The sequence below is a fragment of the Bifidobacterium panos genome (assembly GCF_012932445.1).
Taxonomy (GTDB): Bacteria; Actinomycetota; Actinomycetes; order Actinomycetales; family Bifidobacteriaceae; genus Bifidobacterium; species Bifidobacterium panos.
Map to the genome: position 1 here is coordinate 1 of NZ_JAAIIJ010000014.1, position 24,730 is coordinate 24,730.

Annotated in this window: 21 protein-coding genes and 2 tRNA genes; 19 read left to right on the top strand and 4 right to left on the bottom strand. The window is 61.5% G+C overall.

The window, feature by feature from the left end; translation table 11 throughout:
- The 8 genes from G1C94_RS03760 to G1C94_RS03795 form a co-directional block, all read left to right on the top strand.
- On the top strand, positions 1–424 hold a 424-nt coding region (locus G1C94_RS03760; RefSeq protein ID WP_172144833.1), incomplete at its 5' end, for an InlB B-repeat-containing protein.
- Positions 425–1,049: 625 nt separating this feature from the next.
- A complete protein-coding gene (locus G1C94_RS03765; RefSeq protein WP_172144836.1) occupies positions 1,050–1,439 on the top strand; it encodes a hypothetical protein in 390 nt (129 codons plus the stop codon).
- 60 nt (positions 1,440–1,499) lie between these two features.
- Positions 1,500–2,177 (top strand): dTMP kinase, encoded by a 678-nt coding sequence (gene tmk, locus G1C94_RS03770; RefSeq protein WP_172144928.1) that lies wholly within the window; start codon positions 1,500–1,502, stop codon positions 2,175–2,177.
- Positions 2,174–3,325: a DNA polymerase III subunit delta' gene (locus G1C94_RS03775; protein ID WP_172144839.1), complete on the top strand. Its 1,152-nt coding sequence runs from the start codon at positions 2,174–2,176 to the stop codon at positions 3,323–3,325. The genes tmk and G1C94_RS03775 overlap by 4 nt, the downstream gene beginning before the upstream one ends.
- Positions 3,326–3,631: 306 nt before the next feature.
- Positions 3,632–5,041: an ATP-binding protein gene (locus G1C94_RS03780; RefSeq protein WP_172144842.1), complete on the top strand. Its 1,410-nt coding sequence runs from the start codon at positions 3,632–3,634 to the stop codon at positions 5,039–5,041.
- Positions 5,042–5,080: 39 nt separating this feature from the next.
- Entirely contained in the window at positions 5,081–5,635 is a 555-nt protein-coding gene (locus tag G1C94_RS03785; RefSeq protein ID WP_172144845.1) for a YbhB/YbcL family Raf kinase inhibitor-like protein, read from the top strand.
- A gap of 156 nt (positions 5,636–5,791) precedes the next feature.
- Positions 5,792–7,387, top strand: coding sequence for a C69 family dipeptidase (locus G1C94_RS03790; protein WP_172144848.1), 1,596 nt, complete (start codon positions 5,792–5,794; stop codon positions 7,385–7,387).
- Between the two features lie 96 nt (positions 7,388–7,483).
- Positions 7,484–9,001, top strand: coding sequence for a formate--tetrahydrofolate ligase (locus G1C94_RS03795; RefSeq protein WP_172144851.1), 1,518 nt, complete (start codon positions 7,484–7,486; stop codon positions 8,999–9,001).
- A gap of 198 nt (positions 9,002–9,199) precedes the next feature.
- Here G1C94_RS03795 and G1C94_RS03800 read toward each other — a convergent pair whose 3' ends face one another.
- Positions 9,200–9,547, bottom strand: a complete 348-nt coding sequence (locus tag G1C94_RS03800; protein WP_172144854.1) for a tautomerase family protein — start codon at positions 9,545–9,547, stop codon at positions 9,200–9,202.
- A gap of 176 nt (positions 9,548–9,723) precedes the next feature.
- Here G1C94_RS03800 and G1C94_RS03805 point away from each other — a divergent pair, with 176 nt between their 5' ends.
- Positions 9,724–10,260, top strand: a complete 537-nt coding sequence (locus tag G1C94_RS03805; RefSeq protein WP_172144857.1) for a GtrA family protein — start codon at positions 9,724–9,726, stop codon at positions 10,258–10,260.
- A 54-nt stretch (positions 10,261–10,314) separates the two neighbouring features.
- Here G1C94_RS03805 and G1C94_RS03810 read toward each other — a convergent pair whose 3' ends face one another.
- A complete protein-coding gene (locus G1C94_RS03810; RefSeq protein WP_172144860.1) occupies positions 10,315–11,739 on the bottom strand; it encodes an MFS transporter in 1,425 nt (474 codons plus the stop codon).
- 234 nt (positions 11,740–11,973) lie between these two features.
- Here G1C94_RS03810 and G1C94_RS03815 point away from each other — a divergent pair, with 234 nt between their 5' ends.
- Together G1C94_RS03815 and G1C94_RS03820 are read left to right on the top strand one after the other, a co-directional pair.
- On the top strand, positions 11,974–12,633 hold the full coding sequence (locus G1C94_RS03815) for a histidine phosphatase family protein (protein WP_172144863.1): 660 nt from the start codon (positions 11,974–11,976) through the stop codon (positions 12,631–12,633).
- Positions 12,634–12,701: 68 nt separating this feature from the next.
- Entirely contained in the window at positions 12,702–13,580 is an 879-nt protein-coding gene (locus tag G1C94_RS03820) for a hypothetical protein (protein ID WP_172144866.1), read from the top strand.
- A 185-nt stretch (positions 13,581–13,765) separates the two neighbouring features.
- On the opposite strand, the gene G1C94_RS03825 is transcribed toward G1C94_RS03820, so the two are convergent.
- Entirely contained in the window at positions 13,766–14,881 is a 1,116-nt protein-coding gene (locus G1C94_RS03825; protein WP_172144868.1) for a DUF805 domain-containing protein, read from the bottom strand.
- Between the two features lie 141 nt (positions 14,882–15,022).
- On the opposite strand from G1C94_RS03825, the gene gltX reads away from it, so the two are divergent.
- The 4 genes from gltX to G1C94_RS03845 all read left to right on the top strand — a co-directional run bounded on the left by gltX (position 15,023) and on the right by G1C94_RS03845 (position 18,232).
- On the top strand, positions 15,023–16,549 hold the full coding sequence (gene gltX, locus G1C94_RS03830; protein WP_172144871.1) for a glutamate--tRNA ligase: 1,527 nt from the start codon (positions 15,023–15,025) through the stop codon (positions 16,547–16,549).
- A gap of 128 nt (positions 16,550–16,677) precedes the next feature.
- Positions 16,678–16,750, top strand: a tRNA-Glu gene (locus G1C94_RS03835).
- 41 nt (positions 16,751–16,791) lie between these two features.
- Positions 16,792–16,866: transfer RNA gene (locus G1C94_RS03840), tRNA-Gln, on the top strand.
- A 100-nt stretch (positions 16,867–16,966) separates the two neighbouring features.
- Positions 16,967–18,232 carry a metallophosphoesterase gene (locus G1C94_RS03845; RefSeq protein WP_172144874.1) on the top strand — a complete coding sequence of 422 codons (1,266 nt, stop codon included), beginning with the start codon at positions 16,967–16,969 and terminating at the stop codon, positions 18,230–18,232.
- 36 nt (positions 18,233–18,268) lie between these two features.
- Here G1C94_RS03845 and G1C94_RS03850 read toward each other — a convergent pair whose 3' ends face one another.
- Entirely contained in the window at positions 18,269–19,072 is an 804-nt protein-coding gene (locus G1C94_RS03850; protein WP_253902299.1) for an IclR family transcriptional regulator, read from the bottom strand.
- Positions 19,073–19,247: 175 nt separating this feature from the next.
- Here G1C94_RS03850 and leuC point away from each other — a divergent pair, with 175 nt between their 5' ends.
- The 4 genes from leuC (at position 19,248) to G1C94_RS03870 (ending at position 24,628) form a co-directional block, all read left to right on the top strand.
- On the top strand, positions 19,248–20,651 hold the full coding sequence (gene leuC, locus G1C94_RS03855) for a 3-isopropylmalate dehydratase large subunit (RefSeq protein ID WP_172144877.1): 1,404 nt from the start codon (positions 19,248–19,250) through the stop codon (positions 20,649–20,651).
- 39 nt (positions 20,652–20,690) lie between these two features.
- Positions 20,691–21,380, top strand: coding sequence for a 3-isopropylmalate dehydratase small subunit (gene leuD / locus G1C94_RS03860; protein ID WP_172144880.1), 690 nt, complete (start codon positions 20,691–20,693; stop codon positions 21,378–21,380).
- 120 nt (positions 21,381–21,500) lie between these two features.
- On the top strand, positions 21,501–21,770 hold the full coding sequence (rpsO, locus tag G1C94_RS03865) for a 30S ribosomal protein S15 (RefSeq protein WP_172144884.1): 270 nt from the start codon (positions 21,501–21,503) through the stop codon (positions 21,768–21,770).
- Between the two features lie 245 nt (positions 21,771–22,015).
- On the top strand, positions 22,016–24,628 hold the full coding sequence (locus G1C94_RS03870; protein WP_172144886.1) for a polyribonucleotide nucleotidyltransferase: 2,613 nt from the start codon (positions 22,016–22,018) through the stop codon (positions 24,626–24,628).
- The last annotated feature ends 102 nt before the right edge of the window (positions 24,629–24,730 follow it).

The window sequence follows — 24,730 nt, forward strand, 5'->3', positions numbered from 1 at the left end:
GGACGGCAAGCTGCCCCTGCCGTACAAGCCGGGCTACAAGTTCGACGGCTGGTACGACGAACAGGGCAACCTCATCACCAGCGTGGAGGATGCGATCGGCAAGAAGCTGCACGCCAAGTGGACCAGCATGAACGACGCGTTCGACCCGAACGGCGGCACCCTCCCGTCCGACTGGACCGGTGAGGACGGCAAGCTCCCTGTCCCGACGCGTGACGGCTACACGTTCGACGGCTGGTACGACGACGAGGGCAACCTCATCACCAGCGTCGAGGATGCGATCGGCAAGAAGCTGCACGCCCGCTGGAGCAAGGTCAACGCCCTGGCCTCCACCGGCGCCACCGGCCTTGCCGCCGCCCTGACGGCCCTGGCCCTGGCCGCTACCGGCTTCGCCGCTAGCGCCCTGCGCCGTCGCCGCTCCCACTAAACCGAACAACCGGCTGGCCGGGCTCAACCGCCCGGCCGCCGGCCGGACCGGGCCAGCGCCCGTCCGGCCAACCGGTTGACGGTTTCCGAAAGGCGGGGGACATGGGGCTCGCGCCCCGCGTCCCCCGCCTTTCTCTTCCTATCCCCAATCCCGGTTTTGCGTCCCTTGGCCCCCGCTGGCGGGGGCTGTCGGCCGCAGGCCGACTGGGGTGGTGCGGGCGTGGTCACGTGACTGGCGTGACCACCCCCAGTCGCGCATCCGCGCGACAGCCCCCGCCTGCGGGGGCCTCCGATCCCGATTCATTTGAGAAGACGAGCCGCGACCGCTCCCGTTTCCTGTCATTTCGACCGGAGGCCGCCAGGCCGAAGCGGAGAAATCTTCCAGCCAACGCCAATGTCAGCAAAGCAAGATTTCTCCACTCGCTGCGCTCGGTCGAAATGACAAATAAGTCGAAATGACAACAACCAAATAAGGCCGCGGCCAAAACGATACGCGGCCCTTAGCTCCCCGTGGTGTTGCGCGCTCTTCGCAGCAGCGAGCGGCGACAGCATCGCGAGCCTCGCGCAAGACAACGGGGCCTTCAAAAGTTTTTCAGTTCCCTGCGTATCAGGAAGGACGGCCGACAATGAATGAGCCGCAAAGTTTTACCTCGGGTCAGCGGGCGTATTTGTCGTCGTTGGCGGCGGTGGACATGGTGGACGCGTCCTCGCGCATCCATTACGCGGACTGGTTCCGTATCGAGTGCATGCGCCGCTACCGTGAGGGTGAGAAGCCGGTGGACCTGTTCCGCCAGGCCGGCCTTGATCCCAAGCTCGTGGGCCACAAGCGCATCGAACGCGCCTTCGCCCGCTGGAAACGTTCTCCCGAACCACTCCATCCCAAGCCGCCCAAACCCAAATCCCGCGACACCGTCGACCCATATGACCCGCGCGACCCCCGCGACCGCCTCATCGCCGCCCAAGCCCTGCGTATCCAACAGTTAGAAGAGGAAATCCGCTTCCTCAAGCGAGCGTAACCGCGTTTCTTGTTTTCTGTAAAGGAAGCGTAGAAGATGCCTGCAGGTACAGTAATGAATATGCAGGGCATATTCATCTCTTTTGAGGGCGTCGACGGCGTGGGCAAGACCACGCAGGTCGAGCGGTTGCGCGCGCATCTGGAATCCAAGGGGCGCGAGGTGGTCGTCACGCGCGAACCGGGCGGCACTGAGCTCGGCCAAGCCATTCGCCAACTGCTCTTGCACGGCGTCGGCGGTGAGAAGTCCGACATCTCCCCGCGCGCCGAAGCGCTCCTCTTCGCTGCCGATCGCGCCCAGCATGTCGCCGAGGTGATTCGCCCGGCCATCGAACGCGGCGCGGTGGTCATCACCGATCGTTATCTCGACTCCTCGCTGGCATATCAGGCCGGCGGCCGAGAGCTCACGCTTGAAGAAATCAAAAACTTAAGCCTATGGGCCACGAATAATCTGCTGCCCGATCGCACCTATCTGCTCGACATGGATCCTGCCTTGTCCCACGCGCGCTTGCAACACGAGCAGGATCGCATGGAATCCGCAGGCGAGCATTTTCAGCAACGCACACGTCAGGCCTTCCTCGACCTGGCTGCCGCCGAACCAAGCCGTTTCCGGGTCATCGATGCGAGCCAGGCAGTCGAAGATGTCTGGGCGCAAATCCAATCCGATTTCGATAATCCGACAGTCTTTCGTCAGGTTGCGCGCGACACCCCCAGCCAACAGGAAGGCGGTTCGGCAGCATGAGTGTGTGGGATTCGATTATCGGCCAACAGGCCGTCACCGATATGCTGTCGGCTGTGGCGGCGGGCGACCCGCGCAAAATCACGCAATCGTGGCTGATTTGCGGGCCTCCCGGCTCGGGGCGCTCCAATATGGCGCGCGCATTCGCCGCCGCGCTCGAAAGCCCCGACCACGGCCAAGGCGACGAGCCGACCCGCGCCGCCCGACATGTGCTCGCCGGCACTCACCCCGATGTCACCGTGCTCGCCACCGACAAAGTGACCATCGGCATCGACGAGGTACACGAGCTGATCACCGTTTCCGAACAGATGCCCAGCACGGCACCGTGGCGCATCATCATCATCGAAGACGTCGACCGCATGCTGGAGCGCACCACCAACGTGTTGCTGAAGGAAATCGAGGAACCGGCTGAGCATTGTATCTGGCTGCTGTGCGCCCCCAGCGCCCAGGACGTGCTGCCCACCATCCGCTCGCGCACACGCATCGTGAATTTGGCCGTGCCGCAACCGGCGGCCGTCGCGCAGTTCCTTGAAAACGAGGTCGGCGTGGACGAGCACATTGCCAAACGCGCCGCCCGCCTTGCGCAAGGGCATATCGGCATCGCGAAGCTCTATGCCACCGAGGAGCGGGTGATGAGCGAGCGCGACGAGCTGGTTGTCGGCGTGCTGAACCTCAACCGTGCCTCCGACGCGGTGCTGCTGGCCGGTCAGCTGAACGCTGCGGCCAAAACGCAGGCCGAAGACGACGTGAACCGTCAGGCCGAAGCCGCGCAGGCCGATTTCCGCCGCGTCAACGGGCTGGGCGAAAAAGACCGCATTCCGCCCAAGTTGCGTGCCGCGTACAACGCTCTTGCCAAAAAGGACGATCTCAAGCGCCGCGCCACCCGCCGCAGCCGTGACGTGCTCGACCGCGCGCTCAACTCCATCGCCAGCGTCTATCGCGACGTTTCGGTGTTGCAGAACAACGCTGAGGATTCGGTGGGGCTGATCAATTTGGAGAACCGCAGTGCCATCACCGAACTGGCCGCGCGCGTGCCGCGTTCCTTCGCCGTGCAATGCCTCGACCAGGTGGCGCTGGCCCGCAAGCGCTTGGCCGGCAACGGCAGCCCCGTCCTCGTATTCGAGGCCCTCTTCTGCGCCCTCATTCCCTGAGGCGGTGTGTGCAATTCGCAAATCCGATGTGGCAATGGGCGTCTCGCTTGGGCGCTCGTGTGCCGAGCAAAGCCTCGGCGCGTAAAACTCTATCCATAAAACCAACTGAACCCCAATCTTTCGACCGGGGCTCAGTATATGTATCGCGGCATTCGCCGTCTTGCGTTTTACGATACCACCGATCCCGAGATTCCCGAGCCGATAGCGTCTTTTAGAAAGGTGAAGGACGCAAAGTCAAGAAATATAATTACGATTATGCAAATCGTAATTTGACAAATCGTAATTTTAATAATTACGATTATATATATGACATTCATTGGCAGACGCGATGAACTCTCCTTCTTGCAATCCTGCTATACCAGCAAAAAGGCTCAACTGGCGGTCGTCTACGGGCGTCGGCGCGTCGGCAAAACCGAGCTGCTCTCTCATTTTGCAAAAGACAAGGAATGCGTGTTCTTCGCCGCGCCGTCCGCAACCAAAGAGGAGCAACTGGCGGCTTTTTCCCGCCAGATGTTCGCGGCTGGCGCCCCGGCCTCGAAATACTTGAGGCAATATGCCGACTGGGAAAGCGCCCTGGCCGACATCGTCAATCTGCCGGTCAAAAGCGGCAAACGCAAACTGGTGATCATCGACGAGTTCCCCTACCTGGTGCGCGCGGACAATTCCCTGCCGTCCATCATCCAGAATCTGTGGGATCACAGCCTCAAAAACGAAAATGTCATGCTCGTGCTGTGCGGCAGCGCGATGAGCTTCATCGAAAAGGATGTGCTGTCCGAAAAATCGCCGCTATATGGCCGCGCCACCGGCATACTCAAAGTGTTGCCCATGCCGTATTGGGATGCGGCCGATTTCTTCCCGAACTATACCGCGGCCGATAAAGCCCTTTCCTACGCGGTGCTTGGCGGCATTCCGCACTATCTGGCCGAATTCGACCCGGATGAAAGCTTGGAGAACAATATCAAACAGCATGTGCTGCGCAGAGGGTCCGCGCTGTACAGCGAGGTCGAGTTCCTCATGCACCAGGAATTTCGCGAGCCGGCAACCTATAACGCTATCCTGCAAGCCGTGGCGTTGGGAGCCACAAGGCTGAACGACATCGCGCAACGCACCATGCTGCAGTCTCAAGCCGTCAGCGCCTACCTCAAAAACCTCATTGAGGTCAACATCATCGAACGCGAGTTTCCCGTGGACGCGAAACCGGTGGAGGAATCGAAGTCCATGCGCGGGCTGTATCGACTGTCCGATAATTTCTTCCGCTTTTGGTTCGCGTTCGTGGCATTCAACCGCTCTGCGCTCGAAATGGGCGATATCGACGGCGTTTACCAATATGAGATCGCCGCGAAACTGCATGATTTTGCGGCCATGCCATTTGAACGGATATGCGCGGACTGGGTGCGCTTGCAGAACACAAAACGCAATCTGCCGTTCTATGCGAACGCCATCGGCCGTTGGTGGGACGCGAAGAGCGAAATCGACGTTATCGCAACAAGCAAGACAGGCGAATGCGTGTTGGCGGGGGAGTGCAAGTTCCGCAGCAAGCCGGTCGAGGCGTCCGTATTGCGTGATCTTAAGGAAAAAGCCTTACGAATCAAGGGATCGAAGAAGAACTACATACTGTTCTCGCTCAGCGGCTACAGTGCCGAGCTGGCAAAGCTCACCGACGAGGACGAAACGTTGCGGCTGGTCAGTGTCGAAGAACTGTATTCGGTGGAGTAGGCGCGGGTTGCAATCTTCGGGCGGCGATACACTGGCGGTATGAAGATTTCCGCTGATTTCACGGTCGTGCCAGACGACTTCGCCAAGGCGGCGGCGCAGCAATATCGCGTGGATGGCGTGCCCGTCATCTCCTTTCCGTTTTATATCGATGGTGTGGACTCGCAAGCGCGATACCTGCACTGGGCGTTCACCGACCCGGATTCGATTCCGGTGTGCGGCTTCGAATGGATTCACTGGACGGTGGCCAATCTGCCCATCGACGCGCTGATGTTCGATTTCAACGATTCGTATGCGCTCGCCATTCCGCCGGATTTCTCGCGTCAGATGCCCGCCATGATTCCCGAGGCGCTGCAGGGGCGCAACTCCTCGGCCTCCCAGTTCGTGGGGCGCGACGGCAATCCGGCTGTCACTATGCGATATAACGGCCCGCAGCCGCCGGACAAAGACCATGATTACTGCTTGCATGTGTGGGCCACGACTCAGCCTGTGCCTGGCCTGAACCAAGGTTTTTGGCTCAACGAACTCATGCACGGGTTGCGCGAAAAGGTTCAGCCCGTCGACCAAGGCGGCATGTTCGTCACAGGCAAGGCGTGAGCATTTTGGCTTCTCTCTAGCGGGAAATGACCCGCGAAACGGACGGAGGATGGCTGCCAGGGTCTGAATCGGATTCGCTTGCCGCTTGCCATCGCACCTCCCAGTTACTTCATGAAACCCCCTGTATCGGGGGTGAAACTCAAAAGAAAGGAAACCATGGCCTGCACCACGATTCTGGTTGGCAAGGACGCGAGCTACGACGGTTCGACCATCATCGCGCGCAATGAGGATAGCGCCAACGGCGAGTTCTGCCCCAAGCAGTTCGTCGTCGTCAAGCCCGACGAGCAGCCGCGCACCTACAAAGCCGTCATCTCGCACGTCGAAATCAAGTTGCCCGACAACCCCTTGCAATACACCAGCGTGCCCAACGCCGACCTCAAGGAAGGCCTGTGGGGCGAGGCCGGCGTCAACGAGGCGAACGTGGCCATGAGCGCCACTGAAACCCTCACCACCAACGAGCGAGTGCTCGGTGCCGACCCCTTCGTCGAACTCGTCGCCGCCAAAGGCAAGGAAGGCGAGGCGGGCTACGAACCGGAAGTGCCGGGCGGCATCGGCGAAGAGGACTTCCTCACCATCGTGCTGCCGTATGTGCGCACCGCGCGTGAGGGCGTCGAGCGACTGGGGGCGCTGCTGGAGCAGTATGGCACCTATGAGATGAACGGCGTCGCCTTCTCGGACGTGAACGAAATCTGGTGGATGGAAACCGTGGGCGGGCATCACTGGATTGCCAAGCGCGTACCGGACGAGGCCTATGTCACGATGCCGAACCAACTGGGCATTGACGAGTTCGATTTGGACGACGCGCTGGGGGAGCGACAGAACCACATGTGCTCCGCCGATCTGGGCGAGTTCATCGAGCGCAACCACCTCGATCTGGCCGTCGAGCCTGCCTCGCCGTTCAACCCGCGCGACGCCTTCGGCTCGCACTCCGACTCCGATCATGTCTATAACACTCCGCGCGCGTGGTGGATGCAGCGTTTCCTGAACCCCTACGACGAGGTGTGGGACGGGCCGGACGCCGACCACGGCCCCGAAAGCAACGACATTCCGTGGGCGCGCCAGCCCGAACGTAAGGTGACCATCGAGGACATCAAATACGTGCTGTCCGGCCACTATCAGGGCACGCCGTATGATCCCTACGGCACGCTGGGCGACGAGCACAGCCGCCGCAAGTATCGCCCGATCGGCATCAACCGCCAGAGCCAGCTTGCGGTGTTGCAGATTCGCCCCTACCGCCCGCAGGCGTGCCGCGCGATTCAGTGGATGGCCTACGGTTCCAACCCGTTCAACACACTGGTGCCGTTCTTTGCGAATGTCGACGCCACGCCGGCGTATCTGGCCGACACCACCACGCGCGTGACCACCGAGAACTTCTATTGGGCCAACCGCATTATTGCCGCCCTGTGCGACGGCGCGTTCGCCGACACCGCCAACGCCGTCGAGCGCTATCAGGAGAAGACCGGCGCAATGGGTCATCGCTTAGTCGCGGCCACCGACGAGCAGGCCGCGCGTTTGGTCTTCACTGGGCCGCAATCGGAGTTCGACGCGGATAACGAGAATGGCGACGTGCAGCCGATGGAGCCGAACGGGATCGTCGCCGCCGTGCGCAACGCCGAGGTGCGCCAAGTGCTCGCCGCCGCCAACCAGACCATGGCCAATCAGCTTAAAGAGGAAACCGACAAGCTGCTCGACTCGGTGCTCTACACCCGCAGCATGGCCATGAAAAACGGATTCCACATGTCTGATTTCTAAGCGTGCCGGTTTACGGGTGGTTTGCATGGAGGCGGTGTTCGTTACAATAAATCCGTCTTTCGTCCGCAAAGTTTTCGACTGCAAGGGGAACATGGTATGACTTCCATCGAGAATTTCACCAGCCAGTATGGGCTGGTCGGCAAGATTGATGCGTTCGGCTATCTCGACTATTTGAAGAACACGCCCGACGCCCCGCGCAAGCACGGCAAGGTCGTGCTCGTCACTGCGGACACGCCGCTGAAGGCCAGCCGAGGCGAGGGGAAAACCACCACCACCATCGCCCTGATCGATGCGTTGAACGCCCGTGGCATCGACGCGGCCGCCGTGTTGCGCCAGCCGAGCATGGGCATCACCGCCGCCGGCTCCAAGGGCGGTGCCTCGGGCGGCGGCAAGGCCTCGCTGACCCACCCGGAGTTGATTGATTGGGGCTTGTGTGGCGAGATGGCAGCCATTGCGGCCGCCCAAAATCTGCTCGTTTCCTTCGCGGAGAAAGCCGTTGACGAAGGCAAGCTCGACACGATTCTCGTGCCGCGCGTCTCGGAAGTGCCCTCCCGCTCGCTGCGCCAGATTGCAGTGGATCGCGGCAAGGGCGACGTGCCCGAGCGCGTGGTGCTCACCCCCACCTGCGAGCTGATGCAGATCGTCGTGCTGTCGCGCTCGATGGACGAAATCGCCGAGCGCGTCGCCAGGATGATCGCCGGCACCAAGGGCGGCAAAGGCGTGACTTTCGGCGAATTCGTCGACCTGTGGCGCATCACAAGCATCCTGACCGATGCCGTCAAGCCTGCCAAAACCGAAACGGTGAACGGCTCGCCGGTCTATGTGCATGGCGGCCCGTTCGCCAATGTTTCCATCGGCATCCCCACGCTGGTGTCCGTCGAAATGGCGTGCGCCCTGCATGACGTGGTGATCGTCGAAGCCGGCTATGGCACCGACGCGGGCGCGCAGAAGTGGCTTGACATCGCCTGCCGCGAATACGGCGCGCAGTGGCCTTCCGCCGCCATCGTCGTCACCCGCGCCTCCACCTGGCGCGACGACCCGGATCTTGCGTGGCGCTATCCATTCCACGTCAACCGTTTGGAGAATCTCGACATCCCGACCTTCCCGCTGATCAACCTGTGGGAGGGCGAAGACGACCAGGTTCCGACTTTGCTTGAGACGGCCGAGAAGTTGGAGTTCCGCAAGCCGGTGATTGGCAACCTGTTCCGCGACGGTGGTGCCGCGCTCGCCGACCAGCTCGACCAATTCATCGACGCACTCAAGAACGGCTCCATGCCGGCCGCGCCGCACAGCCATCGCGGCATGTCGGTGATTGAAAATGTCAAGTGGGTCGCCGAGCAGGCTTATGGCGTGCCCGCCGAGCGCGTGGTGCTCAAGGATGGTTTCGCCGCTTCACGTGACGAGGCCGTGGCGCTGTGCGACAGTGTCGGCGTCAATATGGCCGATCTGGCGCTGGTGGCGGTCAAGTCTCCGGCCACGATGACCGACGACGACCGCGCCCCGCAAGACGAGCGCACCGTCACGCTCAAGAAGGTCGAAATCCACGCGGGTGCCGGGCTGGTGCACGTGAACCTCACCACGTCGCTGACCACCCCCATGCCCAAAATCGTGTGAATCGAGGCCAAAAACAGGGGAAGAAACGGCCGGTTTCTCCCTATCTCGCTTATCTGTGGCAGCTATCAAACGAAACCCCGGTTATGGGCCTTGGAATTCCAAGGCCCATAACCGGGGTTTACCACGCCGGGCTGCCACAGATAAGCCAGATAGACCTTCGCACCCTGTCTATCGCGCGTTCCCGGCAAGCAAAGAACGCTAGAAATTGCCCCCATTCCAGCCCCAGTCGGTGGTGGCGGTGTAGCGGATATAGGTGCGGTCTTCAGGCACGCCGAGCTGCTCGCTCAGTGCGGCCATGATGTCGCGCGTCAGCTTCTCCCAAGCCGCTCCCGGCACCGATGTGCCGAACACATTGACCTCCACATAAGCCGCCGGCTTCGAGTCGTCCCCGCCGAAATAAATCGGCATGTTGTCCTCGAACGGGCACATCAGCCAGCCTTCCGATTTGCCGGGCACGGCGGTGATCGCCTTGCCATAAGCGGTCTTCAGCGCCTCGCGCTGTTCGGGCGTGGTCGTGACGGACACATGGGTGTGAATGACGGGCATAATTCCTCCTTGGATAAACGGATAAACGCCGACCGATGCCAATCGCCGGTGTTTTGTACAATCGGTTCGCTTCCAGTGTAGGTGCTCGTTCCGCGCGCTGCCATCACTCAAAGCAAGCGCGTCGGTCAGCCTTATGGTGTTGAATACCATCTGTGAGAAAACTTATCGCGCAGCTTATGAAATTCGGCATCGTGGGTGTTATCGCCTTCATCATCGACTGGGGTATTCTGAACCTCCTTGTCGGCGTGTTCCACATGCATAACGTTATTGCCGCGACCATTTCCTTCATCGTTTCGTTGATTTTCAACTATGTGGCCAGCATGAAGGTGGTGTTCAAGCACCGCGAGGATATGGCCCGCTGGATGGAAATCGTGATTTTCATCGTCGGTGCCGTCATCGGTTTGCTGATGAACGACGCGATCATCTGGGTCTCCACTTACGGCATGAACCACGATGCATTCGTCACGCAGAGCACCGAATATCTGATTCGCACCAACGTGGGCAAGCTGGTCGCCACCGTTGTGGTGATGGTGTGGAACTTCCTGACGCGCAAATGGCTGTTGGATGATACCCACACCAACGCGATGAACCGTCTGCGTTCCAAAGACAACCGCCTGACCGACGAGCAGCTTCAGGCCAAGTGGGAGAACAGTTTCTCCCATAAACTTGGCCTGTGGTCGCTCGAACACACCCCCAACGGCTGGCCGAAATAGCTCACGCGCCCACGCAGCGAACACACCGCGTCATGGGGGGCACCCCGCTGTCCGTCACACGCTCACGGCGGTGAGCAACGGCTGCTCGGTGGATTGCCTGATCTGGCGGAACCCGACGAAAGCCACGGCCAGCGCCACCACGGCCAGCGCCGTCACCACGACGAATCCGCCGTGCGACCCCATGCGGTCGATGAACACGCCCGCGATGGCCGAGCCGCACGAGCCGCCGATGGAGTTCATCGCGCCCATCCATGCCATGCCCTCGGTGAACCGCGCCGGCGGCACCAGATGCAGCATGATCTGGTTGCCGTTCACCCACGTGGGCGCCTGGCACACACCGATGATCAGATAGATGATCATGATCACCCACAGATGCTTGGCGAACAGGAACGTGCCGATGCCCAGATTCACCACGGTCAGGCAGAAATAGAAGCGCTTCCATAGCGGAATCATCCAGTTCTTTGCGCCATACACCAGCGCGCCGATCAGCGAGCTGAACGAGAAGCAGGCGAACACGAAACCCGTGTATTGCTGCATGTTCGCCTCCTTGGCGAATGCCACGATCGAAATGCCCGCGGCGGACTGGAACGCGCCCAAGCCGAACCAAGTCACGCACATGGCGATCAGGCCCGGCCCCCAGATGGATTCGCGCTTGCCCGTCTCGACATTGGCGACGGCCTGGTCGATGGCGGCCTGCACCTCGTCGTCGCTTTTGCCCTCCGCACGCGCGCGGTCGCGGGCGTATTCCACAGCGGCCTCGGCCTGAAGCGCCTTGGCTTTCGCGGCCTCATGCGCACGGTATTGCTTGCGGGTCATGCCGGCTTCGTTCGCCAGCTGCGTCTGCGATTTCGGCTCGGTCGTCAGTTCCGTCAGGAACATCAGCGCCCCGACGACCACGCACATGCCGGTGAACGAAAACGCGAGAATGCCTGAAATCACCGCGAGGAATGAGGCGAGCGGATTGCCGATCACCCACATGCATTCGTCGAACACACCGCACAGCGACAGCGCGCGATTCGTGCGCTCGCCGTCGCCTTTGAGCAACGTGGTCCAGCGCTGGCGGCTCATCGCGCCCCACGGCGGAATGGCGGCCATGAACGGCGTGATGCAAAACAGCACCCACTCCGGCGCATGCGCGGTGATGCACGAAATCAGCGAGCTGGCGGCCACCATCCACACGATGATGACGGGAATCGACACCTGCCGCTGCCCGAACTTGTCGACGAGCTTGCCCAGCACCGGGCTGACGGCGGCCAGCGAAATGGCTTGCACCGCGGACAGCGCCCCGGCCAGCGAATAGTTGCCGTAATAATGTTGCACCGAAATGGTGATGGTCATGCCCACCATCGGGAAGGGCATGCAGGCGATCACCGAGCCGATGGAAAAGCGTGCGGTATGCGGAATGCGCAACAACTCGGCATACCCGCCGAATACCTTACGCCCGACATCCTTCAATCCGGCTATCACTTGGTTGGACACAGTAACACCACGCTCCTTTCCGCTCCCGATTGGATGTCCCTCGTGCGCTTGGCGTCGCGCACGAAGCCCTCATCGAATGATGTGCATTGTCCATGGTCGCGCAAAGTCTGCGTCTGCGTCGCGCATATTTGCGTCAGAGCAACTCTACGTGTTCTTCCACGCGCGACACGCGGGGACGTGTGTTACTGTGGGAACGCCACACAGAATTTTTTACAGTGCGACAGGAGGGTTGCCGTGAGCGCGACCACAATCCATTTCGTCCGTCATGGCAAGGTGTTCAATCCCGACCATCTGTTGTATGAGCGTCTGCCCGGTTTCCATCTGTCCAATCGCGGCCGCCGCATGGCCGAAACGACCGGTCGCTATATCGCCGAGAACCCGCAGACGAACACGGTGAGCGCGGTGTTTTCCTCGCCGCTGGAGCGCACACGCGAAACCGCCGGGGCGATTCTTGAAGCCCTCAACCAAGTGCGTGCGGCGCGCGGGGAAGATTCGCTCGGTTTGGTCACGGACGAACGGCTGATCGAGGCGGGCAACGAGTTCCGCGGCACGCGCATCGGCTATGGCGAGGGCGCGTTGTGGAGGCCCGCCAACTGGAAGCTGATCGCCAACCTCTACAAACCCAGCTGGGGCGAGACCTACCGCCACATCGCGGCGCGTATGGACGATTTCGCCCGCGAGAAAGTGTCCGAATATCCCGGCCAGCAAATCGTTGCGGTGAGCCATGAATCGCCTATTTTCAGCTATCGGCACATGCTGGAGACGGGACACGCGGAGCATTGGATGTTCCTGCGCCGCACGGCGCTCGCCTCCGTCACGTCGGTCACTTACGACAACGAGAGCGGCCGCGTGCTGTCGCTCGCTTATGCGGATCCCGCCGCCGACGTGCAATAACGCCCTGTCGCCACTATGGTGGGGCGTGGAGATTTGTTCGTTTAGAAGCTGTTTCTATAAGGAGCATCATGTCGTTTGCGTTTGATCAGTCGGTTCTCGATTCGCTGGCCGCGCTGCCGTCCATGCGTCAGGCCGCTCAGGCGGGGCTGGATCTTATCGCGCTGTGGCCGTTGGGTGACGCCGTGCAGCTGGACAATGACGCGAAATACACCGAGAACTTGCAGGTGCGCACCACATTGGCGTTCGCCCGCACGCTCACCGGGCTGGACGTGACCATGCCCGACGCCGAATATGTCTATGAGGGTGCCGAAGCCATCCCCGGCCGGCCGCAGGAGATCGTCGACGCGTTGCTTGCCGCCGACGAGGCCTACGACATCATGGGTGATTACGCGGGCTCGCGCGATGCTGATCTGCTTGTGCAAGCCGCCGCGGCGTTGGGGGTCGATTGGTCCGATGCCGTGGCTGGTGCGGTGCGTGAAACGGTTGCGGATATTGAAGCGCAGATTGGGGCGGGGGCTATTGCATCTGTTTCGACTGGTGTGGCTGGGGCGGATGGTGTGGCTGGTGTGGCCAAGCGTTTCGCCGCGGCGCTGAGCGTGTGCGACGCGCTGTTGAAAATCGTCGCAAGTGACGGCGACGCGCATCAGGCCGCCATTGCCGCGCTGCCGGTGATGCTCTATGTCAACGAGTTGCGTGAGGAATGTGCGGTGCCGCGCATCTGCCTAACGGATACGGATATTACGGCGCTGGTCGAGGCTCGCGCGGGCGCATCGGATACGCTTGCCGCCACCGCCGAGATGATCGCGCCGCTGGCCGCCGCCGAATGGGCCAAGCACCGTGAGGATGTGCTGTGGGATCCGAAGGAAGCCAAGGAGCGCGCCAAGCAGGAGGATGAGCAGCGCAACAAGCAGGAGCTCTCCGCCAAGTTCGCCCACATCAAAGACTGAATCTTCGCCCCATGAAAAAACGTACGCTGACGACCACTCAGCGTACGAAGTTTCCGATAACTAGAGCGGTTTTGGGAATTTCGCACACTGAGCGGCCGTTAGCGTACGAAATTCCCAAAAACGACCGATTTATATGAAAAAACGCACGCTGAGTGAGTGTCAGCGCGCGTTTTTTCAGATGCTGCTTACTGCTGGTCCTGCTGCGGTTGCTGCGCATTGTTGTCGGCAGCGGGTTGCTCGGGCTGAGCCGGAGCGGTTGGTGCGGCCGGCGCGACCGGAGCCGCGGCGGGCTGCTCGTAATTCGCGGCCGTAGCGGCCGGCGTCGAGGTGTCAGGGGCCGTAGCGGCCGGCGCGGCATACGCGGAGTTCGGCGCATATCCCGCATAACCCGCATAATCGGCGGCTGGCATGTACGCGCCAGGCGCATAGCCGGGCGCAACTGCACCGGCATCGAAACGGGCGCCTTGCGGATTGCTCGGCAACGCCATGAACACAATGTAGGCAACCCACAATGCCAGCATCAGAATGCCGCAAATCAGCACGCCGGCACCACCTGTGGCCACGGCGCTGAAGAAAACGTTCGGGTTGTCGTACCCATGGCGATAGCTGTAGTAATAGTTGCTCGCGGCACCGGCAACCGCGACGATGACAATGGCAATCATCACGATGGCGAGCAGCGCATGCACACCGTAGTAAATGGCCAGCCACCAGCCCGGCTTGTTGATGTCATGCAGACGGCGAACGCTCAGCGCAAGCGTCGGCACGATGGTGGCGAGCCCCCATAGAGCCATGACGATGTTCTGCAGGGTGCTGAGCGCTGTATTAGAGCCGGCAGTGCCGTTAGTGGTATACACATTGGTGGAATCCAAAGAGAGCGACATGTGCAGCGTTTCCGAATTGCTGCCGGGGAAAATGGCCTGCAGAATGCCAAAGATCATGCCGACGGCAAGGCTGATCAGAACGGACCACAGTATCCACCACCAGAATTCGCTACGGGAGGCGCGGCCTTTGAACGTGGCGTACTTCTTCCAGAAGCGCACGAACGCTTCGGTGAACGGGCAACCATAATACGGCTGGTCCAGCGGCACGGCAACAGTCGGCGTGGTTTGCTGGGCGTATGCACCATCTTGCTGGGCATACGCATCGCCTTGCTGCGCGTATTGCTGGGCGGGCTGTGCGTAGACGGGGGTTTGTGGCACCTGATACTGCGGGGTAGCTTGATAAGCGGGCTGGGTGGTGTCGCCCTGCTGCGCGGCGGGCTGTTCCGGCTCGGGCGTGGGGGCGTTATTGGGATCGGACATCCGGTATCTCCTTATTTCAATTATCGACGAGAAACCTAACGTTAGTCATTCTCTCAGTTCCCATGGAGAAAATAAGCAAAAGAACTGGGAAGTGTCTGAAAGGGTGAGCGCTCGTCCCACTTGCGCGGCACAATGTTGCCTATGAGTGAAGCTGAACACATCAAACCCGAACTGCCCGAACACGTTCGCGTCCGTTTTTGTCCCTCCCCAACCGGCACCCCGCACGTCGGCATGATTCGCACCGCCCTGTTCAACTGGGCCGAGGCGCGTGCCACCGGCGGCAAACTGGTGTTCCGCATCGAAGACACCGACGCGCAACGCGATTCCGAGGACAGCTACAACCAGATCCTCGAATCCCTGCGCTGGCTGGGCATCGACTGGGACGAAGGCATTGATGTGGGCGGCTCGCATGGCCCGTACCGCCAGTCCCAGCGCACCGACATCTACAAGGACGTGGCCGCCAAACTGCTCGAAGCGGGGTATGCCTACGAATCCTTCTCCACTTCGGCGGAAATCGAAGAGCGCAACCTGGCCGCCGGCCGCCCGAAGGCCTTCGGCTACGACGGCTACGACCGCAATCTCACCGAAGAGCAGAAGGCCGCCTTGCGCGCCGAGGGGCGCAAACCGGCCCTGCGCATCCGCATGCCCGACGAGGACATCGCCTTCGACGACCTGATTCGCGGCCGCATCGAGTTCAAGGCCGGCTCCGTGCCGGATTATGTGATCGTGCGACCGAACGGCGATCCGCTGTACACCCTCACCAATCCGGTGGACGACGCGCTGATGGACATCAACGTCGTGCTGCGCGGCGAGGATCTGCTGAGCTCCACCCCGCGCCAGATTGTGTTGTACCGCTATCTGATCGAACTGGGCGTCGCGCATGAGATGCCGCTGTTCGGCCACATGCCGTATGTGATGGGTCAGGGCAACAAGAAGCTCTCCAAGCGCGACCCGGAGTCCAATCTGTTCAACCATCGCGACAACGGCTTCATCCGCGAAGGTCTGCTCAACTACCTCGCCCTGCTCGGCTGGTCCATCGCGCCCGACCGCGACGTGTTCTCGATGGACGAGATGATTGCCAAGTTCGACGTGCGCGATGTGAAAGCCAACCCGGCCCGCTTCGACCTGGACAAGGCCATTGCCATCAACGCCGAGCACATCCGCATGCTTGAGCCGCAGGGCTTCCTGAACCGCGCCGTGCCGTATCTCAAGCGTGACGGCGTGGTATCCGCCGACAGTTGGGAGGCGCTGAGCGACCACGAGCGCGAGGTGCTTTCCGCCGCGGCGCCGCTGGTTCAGCCGCGTGTGCGTGTGCTGGGCGAGGTGAGCGGCATGGTCGGCTCGCTGCTCAGTGGCGAGGGCTATATCGAGCCGGAGGACGAGGCGCGCAAGACGCTGAAGGATTCCGCCGCCGACGTGCTCGACAAGGCGATCGCGGCGCTGGGAGAGGTCGATGAGACCGCCGGGGGTTGGAAGGCCGAGCCGTTGCATGAGTTGCTCAACGTCAAGCTGATCGACGAGGGCGGTTACAAGCCGCGCTTGGCGTTCGGCCCGGTGCGCGTGGCCGTTTCCGGCCGTCGTGTGAGCCCGCCGCTGTTTGAGTCCATGGAGATTCTCGGCAAGGATCTCACGCTCGCCCGCCTGCAAGGTCTGCGCGAGCATCTGTGAGCCGGTCGTCCGCAATGCTTTTGGGATTGCGGACGGCCGCGACACGCCGGACTTGCGCCGATGGTCGCGCTCGCGTAAATTGGCTAGCTGTTGCGCGGTTCATCGCGCAATGAGTGAAAACTGAATATGCCCCCATCGTCTAGCGGTCTAGGACTACGCCCTCTCACGGCGCCAACACCGGTTCAAATCCGGTTGGGGGTACGAAGACGCCGCAACTGTTTTCAGTTGCTACGCCTGCCAATTGGGATGTGGTGTAATTGGCAACACAGCTGATTCTGGTTCAGCCATTCTTGGTTCGAGTCCAGGCATCCCAGCCAAGAACCCTCGCTGTCGCGCGAGGGTTTTTTTATTGATCCGACTATTGCCCCGTGGGCGGGGTCGAGTTGGTGGATGGGGTCATGGACTAGAGTGGTGTGCATGACGGAAATGCAGCATACGACCGAAGGAATGTCCGCGAAGCCCCGAATCAAACCAGCCGAAGAGGGTGACGACCGCCCGCTGTCTGTGTCCGCGCGCTTGGGACGGTTGCAATTCCACCATTCGGGCAAGTTCCGCGTGCTGCAGATCGCCGACATTCAGGATGGGCCGCGAGTCTGCGCAGACACCGTCTCACTGATTGCCGCCTCGCTGGACGCGGTGCGCCCTGATTTGGTGGTGTTCACCGGCAATCAGATCGCCGGCTACGATCGCGCTTTCTCCGGTACTTTCACCAAGCGCCATTGGAGCGGGACGAACTTCGACAACGAGGCGCTGGAACATACGCGCGGGCTGGTGCGCAAGGCCATCAGCCAGTTCCTAAAGCCCCTGACCGACCGCCACGTGCCGTTCGCCGTCACATTCGGCAATCATGATTTCCAATGCGGCTTGAGCAACGCCGAACTCGAGGCCATCTATTGCGAGTTCCCCGGCTGTCTCAATGCCCTCGAAGGGCAGGATGGGTGCGCGTTGCTGCCGAATCAGAGCGTCATGTCATGTGCCCCCGGCACTTTCGCCCTGCCGGTGACGGATGCCGAAAGCGAGAGTGTCGTTCTTGGCTTGGCGTTGCTTGATTCCGGTGATTACGCGCGTGGCGGCGGGTTCGCCTCTCCCAGTGCCGACGCGCTTGATTTCCTCAAAGTCCTTCCCGCGCGGATGGGTGTGAAAAGCTTGGTATTCCAGCATATGCCGTTGCCGCAGTATTATGATTTGCTGCAGCCCGCGGCCCCCACGGTCGCGTTCGCCATGCAGGGATACAGCCGCCATGCGGAGCAATATTATGTGCTGGACGAATCCAAAACCCAGCCCGGCGGCTATTTGGGGGAGGGCATCAGTTGCCCCGACCAGTCCGGTGAGTTCGAGATTCTTCAAAGTGGGTTCATTGGGGTGTGTACGGGCCATGACCACCGCAATGGGTTTGTGGGGACTTCGCAGGGCGTGCTGATGATCGCGACTCCGACGTGCGGGTTCGGCTCCTACGGCCCCGCGCCGGCCAAGCGCGCGACCCGCCTGATTGAGTTTGATATCCGTCACCCATACGAGCCGCGCACACAGCTGCTGCAATTCGGTGACTTGGTGGGCAAGCCCAGCTCGAAGAAGGCTTATATCTATGCGATGAACGCCAAGCCGCCCCAGGAAGGCGAGGGTGACGACCTGTTGCGTCGTCCCAGCCTGTGGGCGCGGTTGAGCAAGTTGTTGCGCAAGTGATAAGTAGCAAGTAGTAAGTAAGGGCAACGAGCAGGCTCAGCGACCCGAAGAAGCCTTGATGAGCGCGTCGGTCAGATAGCGCCCGGCTGCCATCACCAACGGGGCGTAACGGCGGCCCGGCGCGGTTCCCATGCGCCCGGACGGCCCGGAGATGGAAATCGCGGCGATGACCTGGCCGGAAGCGTTGCGAATCGGTGCGGAAATCGAGCACACGCCCTCTTCGCGCTCATTAACCGATTCGGCCCAGCCGCGCTTGCGCACTTGGGCGAGCTTGGCGGCGTTGAACTTCGCTTGACGTAAGCCTTGATGCAGGCGGTCGGAATCCTCCCAAGCCAGCAGGATCTGCGCGGCGGATCCGGCTTCCATCGACAGCATGGCACCGACTGGAATGGAGTCGCGCAAACCGGAGGCGCGCTCCACTGCGGCAATGCACACGCGCTGGTCGCCCTGACGCCGATAAATCTGTGCCGACTCGCCTGTGCGGTCGAGCAGCGTCTGCAGAATCGGCCCGGCTGCCGTAAGCAGACGATCCTCACCAGCGGCGGCGGCCAGTTCCGCGAAACGTGAGCCGAGCACGAAGCGGCCATGCTGGTCGCGCAGCACGAAGCGATGGCGTTCCAGTGCGATGGCCAAGCGGTGGGCGGTGGGGCGCGCCAAGCCGGTGGCGGCGACAAGCTGACCCAGCGTGGAGGGGCCGGATTCGAGCGCGTCGAGAATCTTCACCGTCTTGTCCAGCACGCCAACGCCGGAGTGGATTTGCGCGTTCCGCGTCTCGGCGGCGTCGGCTTGGCTGTCGGATTCAAAATTGCCCCGGGGGGTGTCGGTTTCAGTAGCAGTCATAATACGGCGATTATGCCATCTCATATAGTGAAATGCCAAATTTTGAAAATCAGCGCGGGGGTGACACATCTCAATATCTGGCCGCGAAAGGTTTGCAAAGTGGCACTGACCATAGGCTGGGTGTCACGAATAGGCGCGAGCGGATGATGTCGCGCACAACGTTCAGGAGGATGCCATGTCAACGACACTGGCCGAGAAGGTCTGGGCCGACCATTTGGTGCGTAAGGGGAGCGATGGTGCCCCCGACCTGCTGTATATCGACCTGATGCTGATGCATGAGGTCACCAGCCCGCAGGCGTTCGAGGGATTGCGCTTGGCCGGCCGCAAGCCGCGTCATGTCGATCAGCTCATCGCCACCGAAGATCACAACACGCCCACCGTCGATATCGACCGTCCGAACCCGGACGAGACGAGCGCGTTGCAGCTGACCACGCTGGAGAGGAACTGCAAGGAGTTCGGCGTGCGTCTGCATCCGCTGGGCGACGCCGACCAGGGTGTGGTGCACGCCTTCGCGCCGATGCTCGGGCTCACCCAACCGGGCATGACGATCGTGTGCGGCGATTCGCACACCTCCACCCACGGCGCGTTCGGCGCACTGGCTTTCGGCATCGGCACCTCCGAGGTCGAGCATGTGATGGCCACGCAGACGCTGAGCCTGAAGCCGTTCAAGACCATGGCCGTGAACATCGAGGGCGAGCTGCCCCAAGGGGTGACGGCCAAAGACATCATTCTCGCCATCATCGCCAAGATTGGCACCGGCGGCGGGCAGGGATATGTCATCGAATACCGCGGCGCGGCCATTGAGAAGCTGTCGATGGATGCGCGCATGACCATCTGCAACATGTCCATCGAGGCCGGTGCGCGCGCGGGCATGATTGCCCCCGATGAGGTCACGTTCGAATATCTCAAAGGCCGCCCGCACGCACCCGAAGGTGAGATGTGGGACAAGGCCGTCGCCTATTGGAAGACGCTTCGCACCGACGACGATGCCGTGTTCGACAAGGAGGTCACGCTGGACGTGGCCGACCTCGAACCTTATGTCACTTGGGGCACCAATCCCGGTCAGGGCGCGCCGATTGGTGCGAATGTGCCTGAGCCGGAGTCCATCGCCGACGAGACCGCGCGCAACGCCGCCGAACGAGCCATCGAATACATGGGGCTCAAGCCAGGCACTCCGATCAAGGACATCGCCGTCGACACGGTGTTCATCGGCTCGTGCACCAACGGGCGTCTGGAGGATCTGCGTGTGGCCGCCTCGATTATGAAGGGGCATCACAAGGCCGATTCCATTCACCGCGTGCTGGTCGTTCCGGCTTCCTCACGCGTGCGCCTGCAGGCGGAGAAGGAAGGGCTTGACCGGATTTTCAAGGACTTCGGCGCGGAGTGGCGCAACGCCGGCTGCTCGATGTGCTTGGGTATGAATCCCGACAAGATGGTGGCGCACGAACGTTCCATCTCCACTTCGAACCGCAATTTCGAAGGACGTCAGGGCAAGGGTTCGCGCACGCACTTGGCGTCGCCCGCCGTCGCCGCGGCAACCGCCATTCGCGGCACCATCTCGTCCCCGGCCGATTTGTAGAGTCAGCGGCAGTCAAGAAACATAAGGACTTAAATAGCAATGGAAAAACTCACCACCCTGACCGGCGTCGGCGTTCCGCTACGCCGTTCCAACGTTGATACCGACCAGATCATCCCGGCTGTGTTCTTGAAGCGCGTGACCAAAACCGGCTTCGACGACGCGCTGTTCTACGCTTGGCGACGTGACCCCGATTTCGTGCTGAACAAGCCCGAATACGCGAGCGGGCAGATTCTCGTGGCCGGCCCCGAGTTCGGCATCGGCTCGTCGCGCGAACATGCCGTGTGGGCGTTGCACGACTACGGTTTTCGCGTGGTCATCGCGCCCAGCTTCGCCGATATCTTCTATGGCAACACCGCGAAGAACGGCGTGCTGGCCGCGATTATGCCGCCGGAATCCGTCGAGCTGCTGTGGAAGATGCTTGAAGCCGAGCCGGGTCTTGAGATGACGGTGGACTTAGGAAGCCGCGTCGTCACCTGCGCAGATGTGACATTGCCGTTCGAGGTGGGCGATTACGTGCGCTGGCGTCTGATGAACGGTTACGACGACATCGACCTGACGCTGCAGCATGAAGGTGACATCGCCGCCTACGAGGCGATGCGCGCCGAGAAGTTCCCGTTCAAGCCGAAGACCCTGCCAATCAAAGCCGAGCCGAACGAGCAGGTCGTCTCCGCCCGCGACGTCGAATACCCGAATTGGGACGGTCCTCTCGCCGACAAAAGCACTATCTGAAAGCCGGTGAAAGTCGCCGGTTTCGCTTAGACTACCTAACTGGCGTAAAACGCCCGCGGATCCAGAGCGCTTCAAGCACAAGGCTTGAGGCACCGCGCAACGAACCATAAGGAGGATGCCGTGGCACTGACGGCTGACGAGAAGACTCAGATCATCAAAGAATACGCGACGCACGAAGGCGACACCGGCTCCCCGGAGGTTCAGGTCGCTCTGCTGTCCAAGCGCATCTCCGACTTGACGGAGCATCTGAAGGAACACAAGCACGACCATCACTCTCGTCGCGGCATGCAGATGATGATCGGTTCGCGCCGCAGTCTGCTGGACTACCTCAAGCGCACTGACATCAACCGTTACCGTGCGCTGATCGAGAGGCTCGGTCTGCGTCGATAATATAAGACTTCCGCCCGGGTGCCGCATGGTGCTCGGGCGTTTTACATACGCTGCCAACGGGGCAACATCACTTAGAGGCATGAGAGGACAGGCCGAAAGGTTCGGCCTAAACAAACAACAGGCCCGAAGCGAGGGGTTGACACGAGGAGCACGGCCAAGGGGCCGTAAAGAGGCGAATGTAAGAGCTGGCCCGGCTGAAGAGGGCGGTTTGTAGGAAAGAAATATAGCAATTAAGGAGAAACCCTATGGAGGGTCCCGAAATCAAAGCAGTCGAAGCCGTTATCGACAACGGTTTGTTCGGCAAGCGCACGCTGCGCTTTGAAACTGGCCGTCTCGCCCAGCAGGCGGACGGCGCCGTCGCCGCCTACTTGGACGACGACACGATGATTCTGTCCACCACCACCGCCGGTTCCAGCCCGAAGGAGAACTACGACTTCTTCCCGCTGACGGTGGATGTGGAGGAGAAGATGTACGCCGCGGGCAAGATTCCCGGCTCGTTCTTCCGCCGCGAAGGCCGCCCGAGCTCCGAAGCGATTCTGGCGTGTCGCATTATCGACCGCCCGCTGCGCCCGCTGTTCCCGCACACGCTGCGCAACGAGGTGCAGGTCGTCGAGACGATTCTCGCCGTCAATCCGCAGGATGCTTACGATGTGGTGGCTCTGAACGCCGCCTCCGCTTCCACCATGATTTCCGGCCTGCCGTTCTCCGGCCCGGTCTCCGGTGTGCGTTTGGCGCTGATCGACGGCCAGTGGGTCGCCTTCCCGACGTGGGATGAGCGCGAACGCGCCGTGTTCGAGATCGTGGTGGCTGGCCGTGTGATTGAAAACGGCGACGTCGCCATCGCCATGATCGAGGCGGGCGCGGGCAAGAACGCCTGGCACCTCATCTATGACGAGGGCCAGACCAAGCCGGACGAGACGGTTGTCGCCGGTGGCCTTGAGGCCGCCAAGCCGTTCATCAAGGTCATCTGCGAAGCGCAGAACGAACTCAAGGCCAAGGCCGCCAAGGAAACCAAGGAATTCCAGCTCTTCCCGGAATACACCGAGGATCTGTACGCCCGCATCGACCAGATCGCCCACAACGATCTCGACCAGGCCCTGACCATCGCGGAGAAGCTGCCGCGCCAGGATCGCATCAAGGAGATCAAGGAAGGCGTCAAGGCCACGCTCGCCTCTGAGTTCACCGATATGGACGAGGCTGAGAAAGACAAGGAAATCGGCAACGCCTTCAAGGAGCTGCAGCGCCAGATCGTGCGTCGTCGCATCCTGACGGAAGACTACCGCATCGACGGTCGTGGCCTGCGGGACATCCGCACCCTGAGCGCCGAAGTGGACATCGTTCCGCGTGTGCACGGTTCCGCCCTGTTCCAGCGCGGCGAAACCCAGATTCTGGGTGTCACTACGCTGAACATGCTCAAGATGGAGCAGCAGCTCGACTCGTTGTCGGGCCCGCAGTCCAAGCGTTACATGCACAATTACGAGATGCCGCCGTATTCCACCGGTGAAACCGGCCGCGTCGGCTCCCCGAAGCGTCGCGAAATCGGTCACGGCGCGCTGGCCGAGAAGGCTTTGGTGCCTGTGCTGCCCGGTCGCGAGGAGTTCCCCTATGCCATCCGCCAGGTCTCCGAGGCCATCGGCTCCAACGGCTCAACCTCGATGGGCTCCGTGTGCGCCTCCACGCTTTCGCTGCTTGCCGCCGGTGTGCCGCTGAAGGCGCCGGTCGCGGGCATCGCCATGGGCTTGGTGTCCGGCGAGGTGGACGGCCAGCATATCTTCAAGACCCTGACCGATATCCTCGGTGCCGAAGATGCCTTCGGCGACATGGACTTCAAGGTGGCCGGCACTGCCGAGTTCATCACAGCCCTGCAGCTCGACACCAAGCTCGACGGCATTCCCGCCGACATTCTGGCGGCCGCCCTGCAGCAGGCCAAGGAAGCCCGCAGCACCATCCTCGAAGTCATCAACGAGTGCATCGATGGCCCGGCTGAGATGAGCGAGTTCGCCCCGCGCATCATCACCACCACTGTGCCTGTTGACAAGATCGGCGAGGTCATCGGCCCGAAGGGCAAGATGATCAACCAGATCCAGGAAGAGACCGGCGCCGAAATCGCCATCGAGGACGACGGCACGGTCTATATCGCCTCCGAAGGTGGCGAGGCCGCCGAGAAGGCCAAGGAGATCATCGACCAGATCGCCAACCCGCATGTGCCCGAAGCTGGTGAAACCTACAACGGCACGGTTGTCAAGACCACGTCGTTCGGTGCGTTCGTGAACCTCACCCCGGGCACTGACGGTCTGTTGCACATCTCGCAGATTCGCAATCTGACCAACGGTGAGCGCATCGATGCCGTTGAAGACGTGCTCAAGGAAGGCGACAGCGTTGAGGTCGTCGTGCAGGGCGTCGATGACCGGGGCAAGATTTCGCTGGTCATTCCCGGCTTCGAGAATCAGCTCCCCGAGCGTGACGAGCATCGTAGCAGCCGTGGCCGTCGTGACGACCGTCGCTTGCGTGATGATCGTGATTATGATGATCGCCCGCGTCGCCGTCGTTCCGATCGTGATGACGACCGCGACTACGATGAGCGCCCGCGCCGTCGCCGCTCCTATGACGATCGTGATGATCGTGATTATGATGACCGTCCGCGCCGTCGTCGTTCCGATCGCGACGATCGCGACGACCGCGATTACGAGCGTGACGACCGTCGTTCGCGCGATGATCGCCGTGGTTCCCGTCGTTCCGAGCGCAATCCGCGTTACGCCACCGACGACAACTACGATGATTACCGTTCCGAGCGCGAAGAGCGCACCGAGCGCCCGCGTCGCCGCATCCGTCGCGACTTCGATCCCTTTGAGGACTGATATAGCGCAGTGCGCTGTCACTAACAGCGAGCAGCGATAGCGTCGCGAGCGTGCGGACGTGCCTTTCGGTAAGTCCAAAGGAATCGTGATTCGGTGTTCGTG